Origin of the sequence: Enterobacter sp. IF2SW-B1, assembly GCF_001743375.1 — a bacterium.
GTDB lineage: Bacteria > Pseudomonadota > Gammaproteobacteria > Enterobacterales > Enterobacteriaceae > Enterobacter > Enterobacter bugandensis.
The window spans coordinates 721,800-746,515 of sequence record NZ_MJAA01000001.1 but is presented as its reverse complement, the minus strand read 5'-3'; the positions used below and the strand labels follow the sequence as shown (position 1 = coordinate 746,515).

24 protein-coding genes and 1 pseudogene are annotated in these 24,716 nt (G+C 55.2%); 18 read left to right on the top strand and 7 right to left on the bottom strand.

Annotated features, from left to right (window positions below):
• Positions 1-145 precede the first annotated feature (145 nt).
• The 5 genes from artM to A6013_RS03640 form a co-directional block, all read right to left on the bottom strand.
• Positions 146-814, bottom strand: a complete 669-nt coding sequence (gene artM / locus A6013_RS03660) for an arginine ABC transporter permease ArtM (RefSeq protein ID WP_028012513.1) — start codon at positions 812-814, stop codon at positions 146-148.
• On the bottom strand, positions 814-1,530 hold the full coding sequence (artQ, locus tag A6013_RS03655) for an arginine ABC transporter permease ArtQ (protein WP_028012514.1): 717 nt from the start codon (positions 1,528-1,530) through the stop codon (positions 814-816). Before artQ ends, artM begins: the two co-directional genes overlap by 1 nt.
• 6 nt (positions 1,531-1,536) lie before the next feature.
• Positions 1,537-2,268 carry an arginine ABC transporter substrate-binding protein ArtI gene (gene artI / locus A6013_RS03650; protein WP_008500032.1) on the bottom strand — a complete coding sequence of 244 codons (732 nt, stop codon included), beginning with the start codon at positions 2,266-2,268 and terminating at the stop codon, positions 1,537-1,539.
• Between the two features lie 19 nt (positions 2,269-2,287).
• The gene (gene artP, locus A6013_RS03645) at positions 2,288-3,016 is read right to left on the bottom strand and encodes an arginine ABC transporter ATP-binding protein ArtP (RefSeq protein WP_008500030.1); all 729 of its coding nucleotides are present in this window, start codon (positions 3,014-3,016) and stop codon (positions 2,288-2,290) included.
• Positions 3,017-3,242: 226 nt separating this feature from the next.
• Positions 3,243-3,761 (bottom strand): lipoprotein, encoded by a 519-nt coding sequence (locus A6013_RS03640; protein ID WP_069732572.1) that lies wholly within the window; start codon positions 3,759-3,761, stop codon positions 3,243-3,245.
• A gap of 97 nt (positions 3,762-3,858) precedes the next feature.
• Between A6013_RS03640 and A6013_RS03635 the strand changes: the two genes are divergently transcribed.
• The 3 genes from A6013_RS03635 (at position 3,859) to A6013_RS03625 (ending at position 5,905) form a co-directional block, all read left to right on the top strand.
• Positions 3,859-4,182, top strand: a complete 324-nt coding sequence (locus A6013_RS03635) for a heavy metal-binding domain-containing protein (protein WP_028012516.1) — start codon at positions 3,859-3,861, stop codon at positions 4,180-4,182.
• Entirely contained in the window at positions 4,179-5,009 is an 831-nt protein-coding gene (locus A6013_RS03630; RefSeq protein ID WP_069732571.1) for an N-acetylmuramoyl-L-alanine amidase, read from the top strand. Before A6013_RS03635 ends, A6013_RS03630 begins: the two co-directional genes overlap by 4 nt.
• 272 nt (positions 5,010-5,281) lie before the next feature.
• A complete protein-coding gene (locus tag A6013_RS03625) occupies positions 5,282-5,905 on the top strand; it encodes a helix-turn-helix domain-containing protein (RefSeq protein WP_028012518.1) in 624 nt (207 codons plus the stop codon).
• On the opposite strand, the gene A6013_RS03620 is transcribed toward A6013_RS03625, so the two are convergent.
• Both A6013_RS03620 and A6013_RS03615 read right to left on the bottom strand, forming a co-directional pair.
• On the bottom strand, positions 5,906-6,544 hold the full coding sequence (locus tag A6013_RS03620; protein ID WP_069732570.1) for a hypothetical protein: 639 nt from the start codon (positions 6,542-6,544) through the stop codon (positions 5,906-5,908).
• Positions 6,544-8,109, bottom strand: coding sequence for an ExeA family protein (locus A6013_RS03615; RefSeq protein ID WP_069732569.1), 1,566 nt, complete (start codon positions 8,107-8,109; stop codon positions 6,544-6,546). Before A6013_RS03615 ends, A6013_RS03620 begins: the two co-directional genes overlap by 1 nt.
• A gap of 302 nt (positions 8,110-8,411) precedes the next feature.
• Between A6013_RS03615 and gspC the strand changes: the two genes are divergently transcribed.
• From gspC to A6013_RS03540, 15 genes and pseudogenes are all read left to right on the top strand, one after another.
• Positions 8,412-9,143 (top strand): type II secretion system protein GspC, encoded by a 732-nt coding sequence (gspC, locus tag A6013_RS03610; RefSeq protein ID WP_069732568.1) that lies wholly within the window; start codon positions 8,412-8,414, stop codon positions 9,141-9,143.
• 13 nt (positions 9,144-9,156) lie between these two features.
• A complete protein-coding gene (gspD, locus tag A6013_RS03605) occupies positions 9,157-11,091 on the top strand; it encodes a type II secretion system secretin GspD (protein ID WP_048959671.1) in 1,935 nt (644 codons plus the stop codon).
• Positions 11,092-11,105: 14 nt separating this feature from the next.
• Positions 11,106-12,584: a type II secretion system ATPase GspE gene (gspE, locus tag A6013_RS03600; protein WP_069732567.1), complete on the top strand. Its 1,479-nt coding sequence runs from the start codon at positions 11,106-11,108 to the stop codon at positions 12,582-12,584.
• Entirely contained in the window at positions 12,584-13,792 is a 1,209-nt protein-coding gene (gspF, locus tag A6013_RS03595) for a type II secretion system inner membrane protein GspF (protein ID WP_063942883.1), read from the top strand. Before gspE ends, gspF begins: the two co-directional genes overlap by 1 nt.
• A gap of 3 nt (positions 13,793-13,795) precedes the next feature.
• Complete coding sequence (gspG, locus tag A6013_RS03590; protein ID WP_028012525.1) at positions 13,796-14,245, top strand: type II secretion system major pseudopilin GspG; 450 nt, start codon at positions 13,796-13,798, stop codon at positions 14,243-14,245.
• Positions 14,245-14,730, top strand: a complete 486-nt coding sequence (gspH, locus tag A6013_RS03585) for a type II secretion system minor pseudopilin GspH (protein ID WP_028012526.1) — start codon at positions 14,245-14,247, stop codon at positions 14,728-14,730. The genes gspG and gspH overlap by 1 nt, the downstream gene beginning before the upstream one ends.
• Positions 14,723-15,100 carry a type II secretion system minor pseudopilin GspI gene (gene gspI / locus A6013_RS03580; RefSeq protein ID WP_028012527.1) on the top strand — a complete coding sequence of 126 codons (378 nt, stop codon included), beginning with the start codon at positions 14,723-14,725 and terminating at the stop codon, positions 15,098-15,100. Before gspH ends, gspI begins: the two co-directional genes overlap by 8 nt.
• On the top strand, positions 15,097-15,732 hold the full coding sequence (gspJ, locus tag A6013_RS03575) for a type II secretion system minor pseudopilin GspJ (protein ID WP_063154599.1): 636 nt from the start codon (positions 15,097-15,099) through the stop codon (positions 15,730-15,732). The genes gspI and gspJ overlap by 4 nt, the downstream gene beginning before the upstream one ends.
• On the top strand, positions 15,729-16,739 hold the full coding sequence (gspK, locus tag A6013_RS03570) for a type II secretion system minor pseudopilin GspK (protein ID WP_069732566.1): 1,011 nt from the start codon (positions 15,729-15,731) through the stop codon (positions 16,737-16,739). Before gspJ ends, gspK begins: the two co-directional genes overlap by 4 nt.
• A gap of 15 nt (positions 16,740-16,754) precedes the next feature.
• A complete protein-coding gene (gene gspL / locus A6013_RS03565) occupies positions 16,755-17,888 on the top strand; it encodes a type II secretion system protein GspL (protein ID WP_069732565.1) in 1,134 nt (377 codons plus the stop codon).
• The gene (gene gspM / locus A6013_RS03560) at positions 17,885-18,370 is read left to right on the top strand and encodes a type II secretion system protein GspM (RefSeq protein WP_045261799.1); all 486 of its coding nucleotides are present in this window, start codon (positions 17,885-17,887) and stop codon (positions 18,368-18,370) included. The genes gspL and gspM overlap by 4 nt, the downstream gene beginning before the upstream one ends.
• The gene (locus tag A6013_RS03555; RefSeq protein WP_047362778.1) at positions 18,367-19,164 is read left to right on the top strand and encodes an A24 family peptidase; all 798 of its coding nucleotides are present in this window, start codon (positions 18,367-18,369) and stop codon (positions 19,162-19,164) included. Before gspM ends, A6013_RS03555 begins: the two co-directional genes overlap by 4 nt.
• 255 nt (positions 19,165-19,419) lie before the next feature.
• On the top strand, positions 19,420-22,146 hold the full coding sequence (locus A6013_RS03550) for a glycosyl hydrolase family 18 protein (RefSeq protein WP_047368191.1): 2,727 nt from the start codon (positions 19,420-19,422) through the stop codon (positions 22,144-22,146).
• Positions 22,147-22,248: 102 nt separating this feature from the next.
• Positions 22,249-22,689, top strand: a complete 441-nt coding sequence (gene iagB, locus A6013_RS03545) for a type III secretion system invasion protein IagB (protein ID WP_048959679.1) — start codon at positions 22,249-22,251, stop codon at positions 22,687-22,689.
• A gap of 133 nt (positions 22,690-22,822) precedes the next feature.
• A pseudogene (locus A6013_RS03540) lies at positions 22,823-24,638 on the top strand (glycoside hydrolase family 19 protein).
• Positions 24,639-24,716: the final 78 nt, after the last annotated feature.

The window sequence follows — 24,716 nt, the reverse complement described above, 5'->3', positions numbered from 1 at the left end:
CGCCGTGTCTGCGGCATGGATGTACAATGCCAGTTAATGAATTTATATGCAATAAATATGATTAAATATTGTGTTTGGTATAAAAAAAAGCGGATAAGCCATCGGGTTATCCGCTCTGGTAATTACGTTTTATGCACTCGCGTGGTTAATTTCTGCGCTCAAACGCTAACGCTTTACGCTCAATCAGTCGCATCATCAGCGTCAGCAGACCGTTCACCACCAGATAGACCACGCCGGCCGCGCCGAACACCATCACGTCATAGGTGCGCCCGTACAGCAGCTGCCCGTGACCCATCACTTCCATCAGGGTAATGGTGTAGGCCAGAGAAGTACTCTTAAACACCAGCACCACTTCGTTGGAGTAAGAGGAGAGCGCGCGCTTGAAGGCGTACGGCAGCAGGATCGCCAGCGTGTCTTTTTTGCTCATGCCCAGCGCCCCGCAGGACTGCCATTGTCCTTCCGGGATGGCACGGATCGCCCCGTAAAACAGCTGGGTGGTATAGGCCGCGCTGTTCAGCGAAAGGGCAATCAGAGCGCAGAGCCACGGCTCAGAGAGCAGGTGCCAGATAACCGGATACGCCTGCAGCGACGGGAACTGGCCCGGACCGTAGTAAATCAGGAAGATCTGCACCAGCAGCGGCGTACCGGTAAACAGGGTGATGTAGCCGCGCACGATCCACACCAGCACCGGCGTTTTCAGCGTCAGGATGATGGTGAAGATGAGCGCCAGGATCAGCGCCACAATGATGGACGCCACGGTCAGCGTCAGGCTGGTGTGCAGCCCTTTCATCAGCTCCGGGAAATATTCAAGCATCAGCCTGGTCTCCGTTCAAAGCGCGTCGCACGCAGGTCAATACGCTTGAGGATGTACTGACTGAGCAGCGTGATTACCAGGTAGATAGCCGCCGCCACGATGTACCAGGTAAATGGCTCCTGAGTACGGGTGGCGATGCTTTTGGTTTGCAGCATCAAATCGTTCACGCTGATCAGGCTCACCAGCGCGGTATCTTTCAGCAATACCAGCCACTGGTTGCCCAGGCCCGGCAGGGCGTGGCGCCACATCTGCGGCATCACCAGACGGAAGAAGATCGCTGCTTTCGACATGCCCAGCGCCTGACCGGATTCCCACTGCCCCTGCGGTACCGCTTTCAGCGCACCGCGCAGGGTTTGCGACGCGTACGCGGAGTAGAGCAGGGAGAGGGCAATCACGCCGCAGAGGAACGGGCTGACGTCAAAGTTGTCAATCTGCATCTGCACCGGTATCTGCGCAAAGCCGAGATTGATCGTGAAGCCGTCCGACAGCGTGAGCAGCAGCTGTGAGGAGCCGAAATAGATGAACAGGACCACCAGAATTTCCGGTAGCCCACGCAGTACGGTGACCAGCGCGGAGCCCGCCCAGGCGACGGGGAACCATTTTGCTGATTCCCACACCGCAAAGAACATCGCCAGCACCAGGCCGATAATCAGTGCGCAAACGGCAAGGCCGACGGTCATCCCGGCGGCGCTTGCTAAAGGAAAAATTTCATTCATCAGGAATTACTTCTGGAACCATTTTTTGTAGATGGTTTCGTAGGTGCCGTCTTTCTTCACTTTTTCCAGCGCAGCGTTGAATTTCTGCTGCAGCTCGGTGTTGCCCTGACGAACGGCAATCCCCAGACCGGTACCGAAGTAATCTTTATCGGTCACTTTGTCGCCCACTGGCGCCAGTTTGTCGTTGGCTTTCAGCCACTCGGTCACGACAGCGGTATCACCAAATACGCCGTCGATACGGCCATTCTGCAGATCCAGCTTCGCGTTCTGGTAGCTGTCGTACGGAACGGTGGTGATTTCCGGATGTTTATCCATGATGAATTTCTGGTGCGTGGTGCCGTTCTGCACGCCGACTTTCTTGCCTTTCAGCTGATCGACAGAGGTGAATTTACCTTTCTGACCAATAAACAGGGCGGAGTTGTCGTAGTAAGGGGTGGTGAACAGCACCTGCTTTTCGCGCTCAGGAGTGATGTCCATACCGGCCATGACGGCGTCAATACGGCGGAACTTCAGGCTTGGGATCAGGCTGTCGAACGCCTGATTGCTGAAGGTACAGGTTGCGTCGATCTCTTTACACAGGGCGTTTGCCAGGTCTACGTCGAAGCCAACAATTTTGTTGTTCGCATCAATGGACTCAAACGGAGGGTAGGAGGCTTCCGTGGCGAAACGAATGGTCTGGGCTGCGGTAGCGGAAAGGGTAACGCCAGCAAGCAGCACGGCAAGTAATACTTTTTTCATTATATTTCCCCTGACACAATCAATGAGATAAATAGTTTTTGAAGGCATCGGTTTGCGGGTTCGCGAAGCAGCTCGCGTCACCTTGCTCAACGATATACCCGTTTTCCATGTAGACCACACGGCTGGCGGTTTTACGCGCCACTTCCACTTCGTGGGTAACAATGACCTGCGTAATATTGGTTTCCGCCAGCTCGCGAATGATGCTGACGATCTGGGCGGTGATTTCCGGGTCCAGCGCCGCGGTCGGCTCATCAAACAGCAGTACCGCGGGCTCCATCATCAGCGCACGGGCAATCGCCACGCGCTGCTGCTGACCCCCTGAGAGGTGCAGCGGATAGCGGTCGCTGTAGGGCTTAAGGCGCAGACGCTCCAGCAGCTTTTCAGCACGCGCGATGGCCTGATCTTTGCTTAACCCCAGCACGCGGCACGGGGCTTCAATCAGGTTTTGCAGCACCGTCAGGTGCGGCCAGAGATTGTATTGCTGGAAGACCATGCCGACGTTTTGACGCAGTTCGCGTATAGCTTTATCTGACGGGGTTTTCGCGAAATCAAAATGGTTACCGGCGATAGCCAGCGTACCGGAACGGGGCATTTCAAGCAGATTAAGGACGCGCAGAAGGGAGCTTTTGCCTGCGCCGCTTGGGCCAAGTAAAACCAGCGTTTCGCCTTCCGGGCAGTTCAGCGTGATGTCAAACAGCGCCTGGTGTGCGCCGTAGAAGCAGTTAATGCCGTTTAGTTTAATACTCATCGGGGCAGTCTTTACTCATCCAGGCAATCTATAGCAATTGAGGCCGCAGATAGTACCGTTGACAGAATAGTTATGCAATATTTCTGCGTTAAAAGTTAAATATAACCCGCATTTCCTCTTAAACATAGCACAAAATAGCGAACGGCAAGGTCGGCGAGTATAAATGTCGGCATTCCGCGTGAAATGCCGGACATTTTACGGGGGTAACATTTTTATCACTAATGATCTAGCGGTTCTCAATCGACTGGCGCAGCGTGCCGGCCGGGGCATGAACGCTGCCGCCGATATAGCGCACATCGTCCACCGCCCAGCACTGGCCTTCACGGATCATCAGCACTTCGTCCTGCCAGGTTTGGGTTCCCTGGGTCAGCTTCACGCGCAGCGGAATGTTCCGCGCATCGGTGTTCGGGATGGTTGATGCGCTGGCCACCTCGGCGCTGTCCGGCAGCATGGTGCGGCTGGAGAACGGATCGGATTTCAGCAGGGCGTTATGCTGCGGATGGCGAGTGGCATCGTTGAGCAGTTTTGCAAGATTATCGCTCAGGTACGGGCGCAGGGCGGTGAGATCATTTCCGCGATGCTGAATGCGGTAATCATAGAACTGTTGCGCCACGGTATCCGGGCCGCCGTCTATGCAGGGGCCGCTGCGGGTACCGATATCCTTAAAGGCTGGCGTGACCGTGGTAGTACAGGCGCTGAGCACCAGCGCGCAGGGCACTAAAAGTGTTAAAGCAGAGTAGCGCATGTTGATTTCCTTATTTATTAACTATCCTTTCAATCATAGCGTAACGAACCGATAATGCTGTTGCTAACGCATTGAACGCTAAAGAAGGAGAGAAAGTATGCAGTTTTCAACAACGCCAACCCTGGAAGGACAGACCATTACCGAGTATTGCGGCGTGGTCACCGGCGAAGCGATTCTGGGCGCGAACATTTTCCGGGATTTCTTTGCCGGGATTCGTGACATTGTCGGTGGACGCTCCGGCGCGTACGAAAAAGAGCTGCGTAAAGCGCGCGAAATTGCGTTTAAGGAGCTGGGCGAGCAGGCCAAAGCGCTGGGCGCAGATGCCGTTGTAGGAATCGATATTGATTATGAAACCGTCGGCAAAGATTCGAGCATGCTGATGGTGAGCGTAAGCGGCACGGCGGTGAAAACCCGTCGATGAGGCGCTCGCTTTCAACGCTCCTGCTGGCGATGTTGCTGGCAGGATGCGCCCAGGAAAAAGGCATTGTTGATAAAGGTGCCTACGAGCTGGATACTCGCCATCAGGCGCAGGCGGCCTACCCGCGCATAAAGGTGCTGGTGATCCACTACACCGCCGACGACTTCGACACCTCGCTTGCGACCTTAACCGACAAAAACGTCAGCTCCCACTATCTCATCCCCGCAAAACCGCCGACGCCGGACGGGAAGCCGCGCATCTGGCAGCTGGTGCCGGAGAGCGAGCTGGCCTGGCATGCGGGCATCAGCTTCTGGCGCGGCACCAACCGGATCAACGACACGTCTGTCGGCATTGAGCTGGAGAACCGCGGCTGGCAGAAGCGCGACGGTGTGAAAGTTTTCGCCCCGTTTGAGCCCGCGCAAATCGCGGCGCTTATCCCGCTGGCGAAAGACATTATCGCCCGGTACGACATCAAACCGCAGAACGTGGTGGCGCATGCTGATATCGCGCCCCAGCGTAAGGACGATCCCGGCCCGCTGTTTCCCTGGCAGGCGCTGGCGAAGCAGGGGATTGGGGCCTGGCCCGATGCCGGGCGCGTGAACTTCTATATCAATGGTCGTCCGCGCTATCAGGAGGTAGATCGTGCAGCCCTGCTCGATCTGCTGATGCGCTATGGCTATGAGGTGCCGGACAACGCCACGGATCAGCAGCAGCAACGCGTTATCACCGCCTTCCAGATGCACTATCGCCCGCAGGTATGGAACGGCGTCGCGGATGTGGAAACGATGGCCATTGCAGAAGCCCTTTTAGAGAAATACGGGCAGGGGTAAACCTTCGGTTTGCGCCCGAATGCGCGTTTTCCCCTTATTTGTGCTTGAGATTAATCTCAAGTACAAACTCAATTCATTTTTAGTAAATTGACTTAAAATTATCCGGATTTAAGATAGACACATAGCTTGCTAAGTAAATCAAAAAAATATTGCTGGCGGCAGGCGTTTTTATTTTCTCCTTGAGCCTTTCATCAGGAAAAGATTGTTGGTTTTCGGTTTTAATACCGCGGCCATGCTATGTCTAATAAATCTAATCTTAAATGGGTATAACAATGTTAAGCATTTACGGTAAAAAATTACGTCCACAACCTGAAATGGAAGCCATTATTTCTGCCACGGAAGGTTTTGAAGAGAAAACCTTAAAGAAATGGCAGAAAATTTCCACGGCTGACTCTCAGTATATTCATATTATCGTCAGCGGCGAAGTCGAATTCCGTCGTGAATCAGACGAACTCTGCATGTTTACCGTCACCGGACAGTGCGTGTTTGGCCTGTCCGCTATTTTCTATCAGTCAGCCCATATGTACGGCCTGGTCCGCGCAAACACCGTGGTACGCAGCATCAAAAAAGAGGCCTTCGCGCAGCTTATGACCGAGAAAAATCTGTGGCCTGAATTGACCAAAGTGCTCTCCTGGTACATCTGCCTGCTGAGCAAACGCGATGATGTTCTGGTCGCCCGTAGCGCCTATTCTGTGGTCCGCGAATTCCTCTACGAAATTAATGAGCTGATTGTTCACCAACAGCGCGATATTAATATCTATGACTATATTCAGGAATATACCAACCTGGCCCGCAGTACCATTATTAAAATCCTCTCCGACCTGAAAAAAGGTCAATATATTGTGGTAGAGAAAGGTCGTCTGCTTAACCTCACTACGCTGCCTGAAAAATATTAACTACTCCAGCCGGTCTCCTTTTTTACTCAAAGGAGACTGGACGTTATCGTTATGCAACAAACTGCTTTGCGATTGATCCTGCGTTTCGTCAACCGGCGGCGCGGGAATTTTGCCTTGAGAATAATCCTGCTCTTGTTCTTTTAACGCCTGCTTAAACAATTCGGCTAACGAAGCATCTTCACTACCCGACGACGCGGTGGCGTTTTCGTGCGCCTCGGTTCCCGGCAGGGTATCACGCGAGGTATCGTGCCCGGCATCCTGCGGCACGGTGCTGTCAGGGGCCTGTTGCCAGTCAGCATCATCGGTGCTTATCGGCAGATCCTGCATGGGCGGCATCTCTTCCCGTACCGGCGCCGGTTTAGGATGCGGATGCGGGAACGGTTTACTCACGTACACATAATGCATATCGGAAAGCTGCGTTTCCGGTTTAGCGACGCTCGCTTTTACCGGTTCAGGGGCCGGGTGGCGCAAATTCCAGTAAATATGCGCGTACAGCCCTGCCATGACCAGGGCGCACAAACCCAATACCCATAAAAAGGTATGACCGCAAATTTTTCTCAGGCTGGGGAGGCGGTACGAAAACCAGACCGCCTCTCCGGTGGTGTAGCTGCGCTGAGCCGCAAGACAGATGGTAGACATTAGGAATGCTTCTCCTGCGTGTTGGCGTCCGGTGTGGCATGCGTGGCCTGAATCAGCACGCTCGGCGTGGTATGGGTTTCACGCATTAACTGCATCAGCGTATCTTCCCCTGGAATGCCATCCACATGCAGATGCATTTTTTGCTGGAACTCGCGGGTGCGTTTCATCATCTCAGCCGTCCAGGTCTGAGCATGGGTTTCAGGCTGGCCAAGAGCCAGACTCAGCGCCTGATCCAGCCAGCCCATGTCTTTCGCATCGCTGGCGGCGCTGATGGCATCTTTGCCTTCCGGCGTCAGGCGATGCAGCTGGGTAAAGTTACCGGTGGCATGCTGGTTAAACCAGCTGCGGCTCACCTGCCAGGTGCGGTTATTCATCAGCAGATCCATCGAGTCATCGCCTACGCGGGCGACAACAGCGTAGTTAAGATGGTTACCGGTTTTGAGTTCACTGACCCACGGATAACCCTCCTGTGCCAGCGTATCCGGTGACGCGTTGCCCTGTTTACACATCAGATTGACCTTCCCGGCGTTCTGACACAGCGCATCATCCGCGGAGGCGTCATACCCCCACATCAGGTACAGCTGGTGCATCGCATCCGGCTGATTAACCACTTCATTGTCGATAACCGGCACGACAGGCGCGTCGGCTTTTGGCTTCTGCTGTTTCCAGCTCGCCGGTACGGGAAGCTGAATCGGCAGTTTTGCATTGATTGAGGCGGTTAAATACCATCCGCAGGCGGCGAACAGAACCGAGGCGAACAATCCCACGGTCGCCAGGCGCTTACCGTGTTTTTTCGCCGGGAGGATCTCGCCTGCCGCCAGGCGTAAATGACGCGGGCTGACCTGCGCTGCACGTTCGGTCCAGGCCGCGAGCATTGACAGGTGCGCCAGTTCATTCAGTTTGCTGATGTTGCCTTTGGTCAGCGCGTGCATCTTGCGCACGCGCGCCGGGGTTAGCGGCGAATTTTCGCACCCGTGTTCTTCACACTGCGCCTGCACATAGCTGAGAAATTCCCGGCAGGTCAGGGGACGCAATGTATGACGGGTATGGGCATATTCGCGAAGTTCAGATGGGTGTAAGAGGGCGGCTTCCTGATCCGCGCTGCCCATCAGCACGATGGACAGACGGAACTCCAGCTCCTGAGCACGCGTAAGCAACATCCCCAGCACCTCACGGCAGGTCTCCTTCATCGCTTCCGCGTGACGGATGACCAGGGTTTTGCTGCGGTTTTTTCCGCCCTGCCACTGATGCAGCACGGCATCCACCGCCTGAATGCGGCTCTTGCTCTCTTTCGTTCCCGGGTTGAGCTTGTACAGCAGGCTACTGGCACTCAGCTTAGGAAACGCGTTGATGGCAATGGCGCCAGGAAGGCTGGCCTTCAGCGCATCGCTGAAGTGGCCCAGCAGCGGTGCGTCGTTGCAAAAGAGCCCGATAATTCCCGCCACCTGGCTTTTCTCTTTCAGCAGGTTGAATACGTCCTGATGATAAGGCACCAGAAAATCGCCGGAGAAACCCGTGATTGTTCTGAATGGCGGTTGTTTAAATTTAAAGTGGCTCTGATACATAACGACTTACCGTCTCTGATTAGGAATAGCAACAGGACGAGAAAGTAAAGCAACGCCACAGGGTGGTCAATTTGCGCACAGGGTAAAAATATCCAGTTGCAATGACCTAACATCCCGATTTTATTTGGTCAATAGTTTTTTTTTATTAAAGTTAATGGCGAAGTCGATGGTCGTATTTACGGCAGTTAATTACTATTTTTCACACATATTGGCGCAGCCCGACGCTGCTTATTTCCGCTTTGCTAAAGGCCAGATGAAAAATGAGGTTCTCATTTCTGTCACGGTGGATAACGCCTTGTATTATGTTTGTGCTGTTAATTTTTTGCGGCCAGCAAGGCTATCTGACGTTTAAAGATTATAAAAAAGTTACGAATAAGTTGGCTAAATCTGATGAACAGCCGCTGAAAAATCGTCGTGAAGAAAAGACATTTACTCTGTTCACGGCTGCGGTGCGTCAGGATAACTTACCGGCTGCCGCGAAAGCCCCGCTGGCAGCGGAAATTGAAGGAATTGTCAGCAGTGACGATGACTGGCTCTCCTTTGCGGTGATTAAAACCCCGGCAGGCCAGCGCAGCTATCGCGAAGGCGAGCCGCTGACCGGTTTTAACGATGCCTTTATTCAGGAAATTAACAAAGACAATGTGGTGGTTAATTATGAAGGTGCTACGCAGGTACTGGCGTTAAATAAGCCTGACTATTTTAAGGGCGGCGTTGACAGCGGCCCGGTAACCAAATCGACGAAAGATGCAGGCGCGGAAAGCGTGCATCTGGATGATTATCTGGTGTTAAAACCGGTAATCGAAAAAGGCCAACTGGAAGGCTACAACATCAATCCAAGGAATGCCTCAGCGTTCTTCAGCCATTCCGGGCTGGAAAAGGGCGACGTGGCTGTGAAAGTCAACTCTGTCGATATGACCGATGAAGCAAAGGCAAAAAGTATTATTGCCAACTGGTCGAAAATGAAAGAAGCGGAGGTCGTCGTCAGACGTCACGCTCACCTTGAAAATATTCGGGTTAATGTTCTAAACAATTAACAAGTGTACAGACATGAAGAAATTTCCTTGGGCGTGCGTGGCGCTGACCGCATTGTCGTTATATTCCAGTTCGCTGCTTGCAGCCAACTTTAGCGCGAGCTTTAAAAATACCGATATCCGCGAGTTTATCGATACGGTAGGCCGCAATCTTAACAAAACCATTCTCGTCGACCCGTCCGTTCAGGGCACGGTGTCGGTCAGAACCTATAACGTGCTGACGGAAGATGAGTATTACCAGTTCTTCCTGAGCGTGCTGGACCTGTACGGTCTGTCGGTGATCCCGATGGACAACGGCATGGTGAAAGTGGTGCGCTCAAGCGTAGCCCGCACCGCCGGGGCCCCGCTGGCCGACAGCAAAAATCCGGGCAAAGGCGATGAGATCATCACCCGCGTCGTGCGCATGGAAAACGTGCCGGTGCGTGAGCTGGCGCCGCTGCTGCGCCAGCTGAACGATGCCACCGGTATCGGTAACGTGGTGCATTTTGAACCGTCGAACGTCCTGCTGTTAACCGGGAAAGCCTCGGTGGTGAACCGCCTGGTGGATCTGGTGCAGCGCGTCGACAGAGACGGCATTCAGCGTCGCGAAATCGTGCCGCTGCGCTTTGCGTCCGCCAAAGAGCTCTCCGACATGTTGAACAACCTCAACAACGAAGAGCAGAAGGGGCAGAACGCGCCGCAGCTCGCCACCAAGGTGGTAGCGGATGACGAGACCAACAGCCTGGTGATCAGCGGTTCGGAAGATGCGCGCATGCGCACCCGTTCCCTGATCCATCAGCTGGATCGCGAGCAGAACAACGAGGGGAATACCCGCGTCTTCTACCTCAAATACGCCAGCGCCACCAAAGTGGTTCCGGTGCTGACCGGTATTGGCGAGCAGCTGAAAGACAAGGCGGGTGCGCCGAAGTCGAAAACCGCCACGGCGGCCAGCGATCTGAATATTAGCGCCGACGAGTCAACGAACTCGCTGGTGATCACCGCGCAGCCTAACGTGATGAACTCCCTGGAGAAGGTGATCGACAAGCTCGACATTCGCCGTCCACAGGTGCTGGTGGAAGCGATCATTGCTGAAGTGCAGGACGGTAACGGCCTGGATCTCGGCGTGCAGTGGACCAGCAAGCACGGCGGCGTGCAGTTCGGCTCAACCGGCCTGCCTATCAGCCAGATTAAAAACGGCACCATGAAGGGGGCAAGCTTCACCGGCCTGGCGACCGGTTTCTTCAACGGCGACTTCGGCGCCCTGATGACCGCGCTCTCCACCGACGGTAAAAACGACATTCTCTCCACGCCGAGCGTGGTCACGCTGGATAACAAAGAAGCGTCGTTTAACGTGGGCCAGGACGTGCCGGTCCTTGCCGGTTCGCAGACCACCAGCGGCGACAACGTCTTTAACTCCGTTGAGCGTAAGACCGTCGGTACCAAGCTGAAAATTGTGCCGCAGATTAACGACGGTGACATGATCCACCTGAAGATTGAGCAGGAAGTTTCCAGCGTTGACAACAGCGCGACGGAAGACGCCAGCCTCGGCCCAACCTTCAACACTCGCACCATTAATAACGAAGTGATGGTCCACAGTGGCCAGACGGTGGTGCTCGGCGGCCTGATGGAAAACGTCACCAAGCAGTCGGTTTCCAAAGTGCCGTTGCTCGGCGATATCCCGCTGGTGGGCCAGCTGTTCCGCTACACCTCGCAGGACACATCGAAACGCAACCTGATGGTGTTTATCCATACCACCGTCCTGCGTGACGACGACAACTACAGCGCCGCGTCGAAAGAGAAATATGACCAGATCCGCGTTCGCCAGATGCAGCGCGTGGAGGAGAAAAAGCTCGGCATTATTGAGCCAGCGGATAACGCCATTCTGCCCGCGTTTCCGTCTGCCGACACTAAGACGGCCACCCATGCCGCACCGGTGAAAACCAGCGCGACACGCAATCCGTTTAAAGAGTAAGGCGGAGGGGCAACGTGGACGAACTGAGTAAAACACTGTGTAGCAGCAGCTACGCAAAAGATAACGGCGTTTTATTTTACAACAATGACGTCTATATCCGTGAGGATACCCCGGCATTTGCACTGCTGGAAGTGCGCCGGGTGCTGGGACGCGCGTTCGTCCCGGTCACCCTCACGCCGGAAGCGTTTGACGAGATGCTGGCCAAAATCTGGCAGCAGAGCAGCGGCGTCTCGCAGCAGCTGGTGGACGATATGGATGCCGATATCGACCTGATGGCGTTAACCGAGGAGATCCCGGATAACGAAGATCTGCTCGATAACGACGAAAACTCGCCGGTGATCCGCCTGATCAACGCCATTCTCGGCGAGGCGGTGAAGGACGGCGCGTCGGATATTCATATCGAAACCTTCGAGCGCACGCTGAGCATTCGCTTCCGCGTTGACGGCGTGCTGCGCCCGGTGCTGCAGCCTGCGCGCAAGCTCGCGCCGCTGCTGGTATCGCGCATCAAGGTCATGTCAAAACTCGACATCGCCGAGAAGCGCCTGCCGCAGGATGGCCGTATCTCCCTGCGCATTGGTCGCAAGGCGATCGACGTGCGCGTCTCGACCATTCCGTCCCAGTACGGCGAGCGCGTGGTGATGCGTCTGCTCGATAAAAGCAATCTTAAGCCTGACATCAACAAGCTGGGCCTGATTGATGAAGAGCTGGAGAAGCTGAAAGGGCTGATTGACCGCCCGCACGGCATTATCCTGGTCACCGGGCCGACAGGCTCCGGTAAAAGTACCACCCTGTACGCCATTCTTTCGGCACTGAACGGTCACGAACGCAACATTCTGACCGTTGAAGACCCGATTGAATACGAGCTGGAAGGGGTGGGGCAGACGCAGGTTAACCCGCGCGTGGACATGACCTTTGCCCGCGGGCTGCGCGCCATTCTGCGTCAGGACCCGGACGTGGTGATGATCGGGGAAATTCGTGACGGTGAAACCGCGCAAATTGCGGTGCAGGCGTCGCTTACCGGTCACCTGGTCATGTCTACGCTGCACACCAACAGCGCCGCAGGGGCGATAACGCGCCTGCGGGATATGGGGCTGGAATCCTTTTTAATCGGTTCATCGTTGCTCGGTGTCATTGCCCAGCGTCTGGTGCGTCGGCTGTGTACCCACTGCCGGACCACCAGTCCGCTGGATGCCAATGAAAAAGCGCTGTTCAGCTTTATGGACGCGCCGCCAAAAGCAATCTACCGCGCGGTGGGCTGTGAACACTGCCGCCAGAGCGGCTATCAGGGCCGGGCCGGTATTCATGAGTTCCTGGTGGTGGACAGCACCATGCGCCGCGCCATTCATGAAGATAAGGACGAAATGTCCATCGAGACGCAGCTCTTTAAGCAGGCTTACAGCCTGCGTGAAAACGGGCTGCTGAAGGTGATTAGCGGCGTGACCTCGCTGGAAGAGGTGATGCGCGTCACCGCCGAGCGTGGGGGGGATGCGTAATGGCCTTCTACGCCTGGACCGCAACGGACGGCGCGGGGAAAACCCAGCGCGGCACGCTGCAGGCCGAGGGGCAAAAGCAGGTTCGCCAGTGGCTTCGCGAGCAAAAGCTGATGCCCGTCAGCATCAACGAAACCCGCGAGGCGGCGGCGTCCGGTAAAGCGAAAACCGGCACAAAGCTCTCCACGCCGGTGCTGTCGATGTTTACCCGCCAGCTTTCGACGCTGGTCAACGCCGCGCTGCCGCTGGAAAGCGCCCTGAAGGCTATCTCGAAGCAGACGGAGGACAAAAAGCTGGCGGCGATGGTGGTGGAGATCCGCGAGAAAGTAGTGGAAGGCCACACGCTGTTCGACGCGTTTAGCCAGTTCCCGCGCACCTTCGACAAGCTCTATTGCACCCTGGTGATGGCCGGCGAAAAAACCGGCCACCTGGGCGACGTGCTGGAGAAGCTGGCGGAGTACAACGAGCAGCGCCAGAAGATGAAAAGCAAGCTGACGCAGGCGATGGTCTACCCGATTACCCTGACCGTGGTCGCCATCGCGGTCATCAGCATTCTGCTGGTGGCGGTGGTGCCGCAGGTGATCGAGCAGTTCACCCACATGAAGCAGCAGCTGCCGATCACCACCCGCACGCTGATTGCGGTGAGTGATTTTCTGCAGGCGTACGGGATCTACATCGTGGGGATCCTCGGCGGCGGGTTTGTCGGCTTTAAGACCTGGCTGAGAAACGCCAAAAACCGTTTTCGCTGGCACAGCTGGCTGGTGAACGGCTCGCCGATTAAAAAGCTGGTGTGCGCTATCAACAGCGCCCGCTACATCCGTACCCTGAGCATTTTGCAGGCCAGCAGCGTGCCGCTGCTGGAGGGGATGTACATCGCGATGGACGGTATCGAAAACCTCTACGCCCGGCAGGTGCTGGAGCAGGCCGCTGATACCGTGCGCCAGGGGGCATCGCTCTATGCCGCGCTGGAGCAGGCGAAATTATTCCCGCCAACCATGCTGTATATGATTGCCTCCGGCGAAGAGAGCGGAGAATTAGGCAATTTAATGGACCGCGCGGCGGAAAACCAGGAATCGGCATTGCAGCATCGAATTACATTAACGCTGTCGGTATTTGAACCGGCGCTGGTGGTATCCATGGCGACGATTGTTTTATTCATCGTGCTGTCAATATTACAACCGCTTCTGCAACTTAATAATATGGTAGGTTAAATCATGGCTTTAAAACGTAAAAACCTGGCGCGTCAGGCGGGTTTCACCTTGCTCGAATTAATGGTGGTCATTGTTATTCTCGGCGTACTGGCGAGCATGGTGGTGCCAAATTTAATGGGCAATAAAGAAAAAGCAGATACGCAAAAAGCAACCAGCGATATTGTCGCGCTCGAAGGTTCGCTGGATATGTATAAGCTGGATAACCACCGCTACCCGACAACCGAGCAGGGTTTACAGGCGCTGGTAACCAAGCCTGAAATCGCGCCAATCCCGAACGGCTACCGTGCCGATGGATATATCCGTCGCCTGCCGCAGGACCCGTGGGGCGGAGATTATATTCTGGTTAGCCCGGGCGAACACGGCGCGGTCGACGTCTTCTCCGCCGGTCCGGACGGTGAAGCCAATACCGCCGATGATATTACGAACTGGTCTCTGGATAAGAAAGAGAAATAATGAATAAACAACGCGGCTTTACGTTGCTGGAAATTATTCTGGCGCTGGTGATATTTGCCAGCTGCGCCATGATGGTGGTGTCAACCATACCCTCACGCAGCGGTGCGGATATATTTGGCCAGCAATTAAAAGCCCTCGTTGATTATGGTTCAGACCGTGCGGTGATGGACGGAAATATCGTCGGGCTGGTCATCACGACGGATAATTATCAGCTGGTGACGCTCGAGGATAAAAACGGCGAACGTCACTGGGTGCCGTTATCCGCCGGGCGTATTACCACCAAGGGCGATTTCCCGGAAGAGATGCACGTTTCGCTCTCGCCCCAGCGCCTTGCCGCCACGGTAAGCGCCGATCCGCAGGTGCTCTTTTTACCGGACGGCGAAATCAGCCGCTTCACGCTGACGCTGCAAAGCTATGACAAACAGCACCATTTCCGCGTGGTGTCGCAAGGCGCTGCGCCTGTATCGGTAGAGAACGATGGCTAACGGCAAAAAGCAAAAGGGGATGACGCTGCTGGAGGTGATGGTCGCGCTGGTGATCTTCTCCACCGCCGCGCTGGCGCTGATGAACTCCGTCTCCCTGAACGTGCGTTTCACTCACGGCCTGGCCGACACGCTGCAGGCCAGCTGGGTGGCGGAAAATCAGCTGGCGGAAGCGCAGCTCACGAAAACCGACTTCCCGGACGCCGAGGCGCAGGGGACGGAAATCATGGGCGGGCGCAGCTGGAACTGGCGCAAGCAGCGGGTGAAAACCGCCGACAACGGCTGGGCGAACGCCATTCGCGTCTACGCGGAAGGGGACGACAGCCAGCCGGTTATCGCTTTGCAGATCGTTCCGCCGGGAGAGAGCAAGTGAAAAAAACGCGACGCCAGCGCGGGTTTACCCTGCTGGAGATCATGATTGCCCTGACCATCTTCGCGGTGATCAGCACCCTGGCCTGGCAAATTCTGGACGGCGCAATGCGCACCAGTTCGGCAACCGACGCCAGCGCCGCGAAGCTCAATCAGCTGCAGCGGGCCTGGAATCTGATGGAGCGCGATTTCTACCAGCTGCAGGCGCGCGCCCCGCGTAACGAGCCGGATCTGTTTCGTCAGGTGGATGATGCGCTTGAGCTGACCACGCTGAATGGCGTGAGCGGAACGATCCAACTGGAGCGTGTGCGCTGGCGCCTGGAAGAGGGGCGTCTGTATCGCGACGTCTGGCCGGTGATTGATGGCCCGGTGGACGCGAAGCCCGATGAAGTGCCGATTGTCAGTGAGGTGAAATCGCTGCAGTGGCGTTTTTACCGTCAGGGCTGGCAGAAAAGCTGGAGCGACCCGGCGCATCTGCCGGACGGCGTGGAGCTGACGCTGACCATGGAAAACGGCGATACCTGGCGCTGGGTCTTTACGACTCCTGGCGATATGCCTGAAGCGGCGGCGCCAGCGCCCGCCGCTGCGCCAGAGACCGCGCCTGCGCCGTTGCCGGCACCGGAAGCAAAATCATGAGTGCATTACGTAAACAGAAAGGGGTAGCGCTGCTGGTTGTGCTGATCCTGCTGGTCATGATGTCGGCGCTGGCCGCCAAAATTAGCCAGCAGTTCTGTCGCAATCTGCAGAAAACCCATTATCAGGTCAGCCAGCAGCAGTTGCGCTGGGCGATGCAGGCGCAGGAGAAGGTGGTGAAGGACCGCCTGCAGACCGACGCCACCGGTGAAAACAAGGCTCTGAACCTTGACGGCGACTGGCACCAGCCGCTGGAGACGCGGGGCGAAGATTACACGGTGGTCAGCCAGGTGGAAGACGCGCAGGACTGCTTTAACGTCAATAACCTGCTGGCCGCAGAGAAAATACCACAGGGGCAAAACGCGCCCGCCGTGCCGGAAAAACCGCGCAACGAGCAGATTGTTGAACAGATCCTGACGGAAAGCGGCATCAGCCACACTACGGCAGAAGAGGTGTATCAACAGCTGGTGGACTATCTCGATGGCGACGCGACGACGGCCAAAGACGGTGCAGAGAGCGATGCCTGGGCGGGCGTCTTGCCCGCCCGACAGCCCGCGAACCAGATGATGCGCACCATTGCGGAGATCAAACAGCTGCCCGCGTTTCCGGCGGCGGCATACCCGAAGGTGAGCAAACTGCTGTGCGCGCTGCCAGACACCGCCAGCAAGGTGGATGTGAACACCCTGAAGCCGGAACAGGCCGCCTTACTGGCCGCCCTGTTCCCGGGAAAACTGACGGAAGATGACGCGGTTCGCCTGATTGATTCGCGTCCTGAAACGGGCTGGGAAAATATGGAAACCTTCAGCAAAGCGCTGGAGCAGACCTTCCCGCAGTTGAAAGACGACCTCCCGCAGGTGGCTGAGTTTCTCTCCATCAGCAGCCGGTATTTCCGCGTGAATTATACCGGCAATACCGATGAATTAACGCTTCGCGTGGTTAGCCAGCTTCAGGTGAATAACGAAGCCGGTGAGATCGTGACGTGGCAACGTCGTTACCGAATGATTGAATAAGAAAAGTAGATCGCTATGAAACAGGTACTTTTTGTTCGTCCCGATAACCGCGAGGGCGGGAAAATAATGGGGTGTGTCTCCGGCAGCCAGCAGGTTGAGACGCTGGAGAGCCTGGACGCGCTGGCGGACCACCCACTGGCGGCCCGTGTTTGTCTGCTGCTGCCCGCCAGCAGCATGATCTTCCGCCATTTTACGCTGCCGAAGAAAGTCGCCTCTCAGGCGACGGCATTCTCCTGGATGGCGGAAGAGACGCTGATTGGCGAGGTGGATAATCTCCACTGGACGGTGCTGAACAAAAAAGGCGCTGAGGTTGATGCGGTGGCGATAGACGCCGATCTGCTGCGCGGGTGGTTAAGCCGCTGTCAGGAGGCGGGGTTAAAAGTGATCCAGGTGCTGCCGGATGCCTGGCTGCTGCCCGTGACGGCTGGCGGAAGTACTCTTGTCGCTCAGGACGACGGCTACTGGCTACGTTTATCACCGCATGTTGCCAGCGAAATGGAAGCGAGCCTGCTGCCGCTTCTGATGCAGAAGGCCGGAGAGGGGGAGGTGTGCTGTTACGGCGAAGCGCCTGCTGGTGTGGACGTCGACATCGCCCAGCCCTGGCAGCATCCGTTGGTGCTGATCCAGCCACAGTGGCAGGCCTGTCGCGTGAATCTGCTTCACGGTGAATTCAGCCTTAAGGCCGGTAACGGGCGTGTCGCGAAAAGCATGAAAGCCGCAGTAGCGATTGCGGGCCTGCTGTCCGTTGGCCTGCTGCTGGGGCCGCGCATTGCGATGGCCTGGATGCTGGTGCAGCAGGAAAACCAGATACAGGAGGAGATCCTCCAGGTGTATAAGCACCATTTCCCCAGCATGCGTCACCAGACCAATATCAAATATCACTTTGGTCAGAACGTCAAAAAACAGAGTAAGGGGATCTTCCTTCAGCTGGACGAGCTGGCGGCCGCCCGGCAGTCAGTGCCTGCGATGGAAATCGATCTGCTGGAATACGATGCGCAGCAAAACACGCTGACGCTGAGCATCAGCGCGCAAAACCAGCCCGCGTTGCAGGCGTTTGTTAACCAGACCCGTGAGAATTTCGATTTTACCTTACAGCCTGTTTCAACCACCAAACCCTATACCGCCATGATCGCAGGGAAACATAAATGAAAGAGCGAATCGCGCAGCTGAAATCACGCTACCAGAACTACAGCGCCCGGGAGAAAGTTATTTTAAAACTCTGCATCGTTGCCCTGCTTGGGGCTGCGGTGTATTACGCAGGAGTCATCCCTTTGGATAATATGATTCAAAATAGTAAATCGACGCTTAAAAGACAAAAAGAGACGCTTAACTGGATGCGCAATGAAATTGATAAAAATCATCTTCAGGTTCAGTTAGTCAAAACGGATAATCCACGCACGGTGGTCGAGAAAAGCGCCAATGAAATTAACCTGTCGCTGACGGACGTGCGCCAGGAAGGACAAACTTTATCGTTCGTGGTTAATCGGGTAAATGTTTATGAATTAAAAAACTGGCTGCGCGAAATTAATCAGACCTCCGGCGTCAGATTGCAAAAAATAAACCTTACGCCGGTTGACCATCTCAGCGATGTAAAAGCGCAGGTGCAGCTCACCTGGGCAAAAAACGCATGAATACCTTCTCGCTGATCCGGGAGGCCTGCCCGGTTAGTTTTCCGATAATGAGTGCGATCCTGGGCGGGATTATGGGTAGTTTTCTTGGCGTTGTTGCCGAGCGCCTGCCGGGAATTGTGATGGATGAAGAGGGAAGCGGCAATCTGCTCTTTCCTGCCTCGCACTGTCCGGTGTGCCAGCACACGCTTGCTGCATGGGAAAATATTCCCCTGGTCAGCTGGCTGTTATTACGGGGACGCTGCCACCAGTGCGGCACGACCATCCCGCTGCGGTTATTTTTGATCGAATTTTTCTCGGCGCTGTTTTTTGGCGTTACGGCCTGGTGCATGCCGGACGTTCAGGGGTTGTTTTCGCTGTGGTTACTCGCGCTGTTTTTACTGCCACTGGCGATGATCGACTGGCAGCATCAGCTTCTCCCGGACTGCCTGACCCAGCCGCTGTTGTGGGCAGGTCTCTTACTCCATGCATTTGACCACAGATTGCCGTTGCAGGACGCGTTGTTCGGTGCGGTAGCAGGCTATCTGTCGCTCTGGCTGCTCTACTGGGCCTTTCGCCTGCTGACAGGGCGGGAAGGGCTGGGCTACGGCGATTTTAAGCTGCTGGCGGCCTTAGGTGCCTGGTGCGGCTGGCAGGCGCTGCCTTCAATTGAACTTGCCGCAGCGTTGAGCGGTATCGCGGGCTATTTCGCGTTAAATAATTTAAATAAAAATAACCTCACTATTTCTTTCGGACCCTATCTGTCATTTGCTGGAATAGTCGTGTTTATTGGACAGCAGTTTGCTTTCATATTTTAAATATACAGGTCAAGTTTTTTTATAAGTTTTTTTGACGGTGGAAGAGAAGGATGTCTCTTTGCGCTCAGTGTATCGTAAAAGATATAAGCTACACGGAATTTGGGCTTGTATCTTTTTATGGAGGAATACAACGCAGCAAAACGTTTTTTGTCACGGTTTTCAGGTTGGTTAAATACGCATTACGCAAATAGACTCCATGCTCTCAAGGAAGACATGGATTATTACGTTACGAATAAATTTATCAGGAAATAAAAAATGAAATTTATGAAGCCTAAATATCTGGCGCTTTTTGTTGCAGCCGCAACAAGCTCAGTATTTGCAGCGGCGCCGGGTACACCGTCAATTACATCAGGCAATGATAAGTTTGCGCTGGTAGAGGTGGATCAGGCGGCACAGGACTACAACAACCTCATCAAAGTGCATAAAGATGGCGTTGACGTGAAGGTGGAGTGGAACGTCTGGAGCGGCGATGCCCCAACGTCTGCAAAAGTTTTGCTGGACGGCAAGACCGTCTGGACCGGTGCGGGTAGTGCCGCAGGCTCTGCGACCTTTAAAGTGAAGAAAGGCGGACGCTATCAGGAGCAGGTCGAGCTGTGTAACGACAGCGGCTGCACCAAGAGCGCCAGCAAGCTGATCATCGTGGCGGACACCGACGGTAGCCACCTGCTTCCTCTGAACACCCCGCTGCTGGAAAACAACAAAGCGTTCGCGCAGCACACCGATAAAGTGGTTGGCGCTTACTTCCCTGAGTGGGGCGTGTACGACCGTAACTTCTCGGCAGACAAAATTCCTGTCGCGAACATTAACCACCTGCTGTACGGCTTCATTCCAATCTGTGGCGGCGACGGCATTAACGACAGCGCCAAATCCTCCGGCGCGCTGGAGTCTCTGAAACGCGCCTGTCAGGGCCGCCAGGACTACACCGTGGCGATCCACGACCCGTGGGCTGCGCTGCAAAAACCTCAGCAGGGCGTAAGCAACTGGGACGACCCGTACAAAGGCAACTACGGCCAGCTGATGGCGATGAAAAAAGCCCATCCTGATCTGAAAATCCTGCCATCCGTAGGCGGCTGGACTCTGTCTGACCCGTTCTATCAGATGGATAACAAAGTGCTGCGTGACCGCTTCGTTGCGTCCGTTAAAGACTTCCTGACCACCTGGAAAGTATTCGACGGTGTGGATATCGACTGGGAATTCCCGGGCGGCGGCGGTGAGAACGCCAAGCTGGGTAACCCGCAGACCGACAAAGCGACTTACACCGCGCTGATGCATGACCTGCGTCAGATGCTGAACGAGCTGTCTGCGGAAACTGGCCGTACCTACGAGCTGACCACGGCAATCGGTGCAGGTAAAGATAAGATCGAAGACGTGGACTACAACACCGCGCAGCAGTACATCGACCATATCTTCCTGATGAGCTACGACTTCTACGGTGCGTGGAGTAATACCGATTTGGGTCACCAGACCGCGCTGTACGGTGCGTCCTGGAAACCAGATACCAACTACACCACCGATAACGCAGTGAAAGAGATGCTGGCGCAGGGCGTTCAGCCTGGCAAGATCGTCGTCGGTGCGGGCATGTATGGCCGCGGCTGGACCGGCGTTCACGGTTACACGGGTGACAATCCATTCACCGGTACCGCGACGGGTCCAATCAAAGGGACATGGGAAAACGGTATTGTTGACTACCGTCAGATTGTAAACCAGATGCTGGGCAAACCAGGCTGGGAATACAAATACGACGAAGCAGCAGAAGCGCCGTACGTGTTCAACAAATCCACCGGTGAGCTGGTGACATACGATAACGCCCGTTCCGTCAATGCGAAAGGCAAATACGTGCTGAGCAAAAACCTGGGTGGTTTGTTCGCATGGTCTATCGAATCCGATAACGGCGATATCCTGAATGCCATGAACGAAAGCCTGCTGGGCGGCAGCTCTACGCCTGTTGAGCCGGTTGTAACCAACCATGCGCCTGTCGCTTCTGCAACCGACATGACGGTAACGGGCCCGGCGACTGTCACGCTCGACGGCTCAGCCTCCAGCGACCAGGACGGCGATGCGCTGACCTATAAATGGACGCAGGTTTCCGGCGCCACCGTGACCCTGGCGAACAGCACCAAAGCGAAAGCCAGCTTCAGCGTACCGGCCGTGACCAGCGATCAGAACCTGGTGTTCCGCCTGACCGTGACCGACGCGAAAGGGTTGAGCAACGCTATCGACGTACAGGTAGTGAACAAAGCGCCTAAGGCCAACCAGGCTCCGGTGATCAATGCCATGGAATCCGTTACCGTTGAATCCGGTGAAGCGATTTCTCTGCATGCACAAGCCTCCGATCCTGATGGCGATGCGCTGACCTACAGCTGGAGCGTACCGGCTGATATGAACGCAACGGGTACCGATACTGCTAACGTTCGCATCACTGCGCCAGAGGTGAACAATACCTCTTCTTACACGCTGAGCGTTGTTGTGACGGATGGTAAAACCAGCGTGCAGTCTAACGTGCAGGTGACTGTGAATCCAAAACCGGCTGACGTAACGCCACCGGCTGATGAGGTGACCCCTCCGGCTGACGATGTGACCCCACCAGCTGACGATGTGACCCCTCCGGCTGATGATGTGACTCCGCCATCTGACGAAGGTTCTGCAACCGGTAGCTGCGACGCGCCTGTCGATGCTAACGCCAGCAAATATGCTGCGTGGGATGCCAGCAAAATCTACAACAATGGCGATACCGTAAGCTTCGACCATCTGGTGTGGAAAGCGAAGTACTGGACGCAGGGCAACCAGCCTGGCTTCGGTGTGGATGCATGGGAACTGGTGAGCAACGTGAAAATGAACTGGCGTTCTGACCTGGTCTATAACGGCGGTGATACCACCACTTACCAGGGCAGCGTTTACCGTGCCAAATGGTGGACCCGTGGTGATAACCCGGCTAACAGCGATGTATGGGTAAAAGAAGGCGCAGCAACAGACTGCAAATAATCTAGCCCAATAAATGCTCCCCCCTTATTGGGGGGAGCAATTCAAACTTCATTTTACAGGATGTTGGCCAGGAGAAATAACCGAAAATGTCAGCAGGTAAAAATGAAAAAGTTCATCTTGTTATTATTGATAATAAGCCACGGCGCACTGGCAAACTGTTGGAATAACGCCGCGCACTATTATCATGTCGATCCTTATTTGCTGTACGCCATCGCTAACGTTGAATCGGGGATGAACCCGTATGCGGTAGGGCAAAATCATGATGGCACACGCGATGTCGGATTAATGCAAATAAACAGCTCACACTTTACGGAGCTTGAGAGAAAAGGCATTGATGAGTATCGGTTGATGGCCGAACCCTGTACCTCAATTATGGTGGGAGCGTCGATTCTCTCAAACATGATTAAGGTCTACGGTTATAACTGGGAAGCAGTAGGGGCTTATAACGCCGGATTAAAAAGAGAGAACTATCCGCAGCGTATGATGTATGCCCACAAAGTCTGGAAAAAATATCAGGAATTGAAATTAGCAGCGCGTTATTAACGTTTTTTATTTTTGAAGAATTCCTTTTGGTGTTCTTCGAAAAGTGAAAACAGCTGTCTGTGGTTTATTTATTAATGGATTAATACATAAACCGGGATTCTTTTTTTAATCTTAACGAAACAGGAATATTGAAATGAACAAAAGGACGTTACTGAGTGTACTTGTTGCTGGTGCTTGCGTTGCACCTTTTATGGCGCAGGCTGCCTCTTTGCAGGCGACCACCGGCGAGCCGTACACCATGAAAGCCAGCGATCTGGCGAAGAAAGAGCAGGAGCTCACTAACTTCCCGCTGATGACCTCCGTTAAAGAGACGATTCAGACCCTTGATAACGCGCAGGTCGAAATGATTGAGCCAGGCCGTGCGGCGAACCCGGACAACGTTAAGCGCGTGGAAGGGATCGTGAAGGCCAGCGACTGGGATTATCTCTTCCCGCTGCGCGCTCAGGCCTATACCTACAGCAACTTCCTGAAAGCCGTAGGTAAATTCCCGGCGCTGTGTAAGACCTATAACGACGGTCGCGACAGCGATGCGATTTGCCGCAAAGAGCTGGCCACCATGTTTGCCCACTTTGCCCAGGAAACCGGCGGCCACGAAAGCTGGCGTCCGGAAGCCGAGTGGCGTCAGGCGCTGGTCCACGTGCGTGAAATGGGCTGGAGCGAAGGGCAGAAGGGCGGTTATAACGGCGAATGTGACCCGAAAGTATGGCAGGGCCAGACCTGGCCGTGCGGTAAGGATAAAGACGGCGACTTCCTGAGCTACTTCGGTCGCGGCGCGAAGCAGCTGTCCTACAACTACAACTACGGTCCGTTCTCCGAAGCAATGTACGGCGACGTGCGTACCCTGCTGGATAAACCTGAGCTGGTGGCTGAACCTGGCGAGCGCGATCTTCTTCTTCGCCTACCCGCAGCCGCCAAAACCAAGCATGCTGCAGGTTATCGACGGCACGTGGCAGCCGAACGATCATGATAAAGCCAACGGTCTGGTCCCTGGCTTCGGTGTGACCACCCAGATCATCAACGGCGGCGTAGAGTGCGGCGGCCCGACTGAAATTGCTCAGTCTCAGAACCGTATCAAGTACTACAAAGAGTTCGCGAACTACCTGAAAGTGCCTGTTCCGGCCAATGAAGTGCTGGGCTGCGCCAACATGAAGCAGTTCGACGAATACGGTGCCGGCGCCCTGAAGATCTACTGGGAGCAGGACTGGGGATGGAGCGCGGATACGCCAGACGGTAAGACCTACTCGTGCCAGTTGGTGGGCTACCAGACGCCGTTCAGCGCGTTCAAAGACGGCGACTATACCAAGTGCGTGCAGAAGTTCTATAACGTCAATATCGTGAACGATGACGGCTCTGCCGTAACGCCGGACGAAACCCCGGTAACGCCAGCGCCAACGCCTTCAGAAGATGAAACGCCGGCACCAGCTCCAGCGCCAACGCCGGATGAAACCCCGGCTGAACCTGTTGCGGTGAACCACGCGCCGGTTGCGCAGATTGCGGGTCCAATCGGTGCCGTTGAAGCGGGCGCACAGGTTTCTCTGAGCGCGGAAGGCTCTACCGACGCGGACGGCAACAAGCTGACCTACACCTGGCATTCTCAGGATGGCCAGACTGTGACCGGCGAAGATAAAGCGGTGGTGACCTTCAAGGCGCCTGAGTCCGCAACGGCGCAGCAGATTGAAATCAGCCTGACCGTCAGCGATGGCGAGCTGAGCAATACCACCACTTACCTGCTGAACGTGAAAGCGAAAGCGGCAACGCCATCAGGTGACGAAGGTGCTTACCAGGCGTGGAGCGCGAACAGCAAGTACAACGCAGGTGATATCGTGAACAACCACGGTAAACTGTTCCAGTGCAAACCGTTCCCGTACAGCGGCTGGTGTAACAACTCCCCGGCATACTATGAACCAGGCGCAGGTCTGGCATGGGCTGATGCCTGGACGGCTCTGTAAAAGCAAACGGCAACCGAAAGGTTGCCGTTTTAGTATTTGCACTTTCCCCTCTCCCCGAAGGGGCGAGGAGATGTAGGC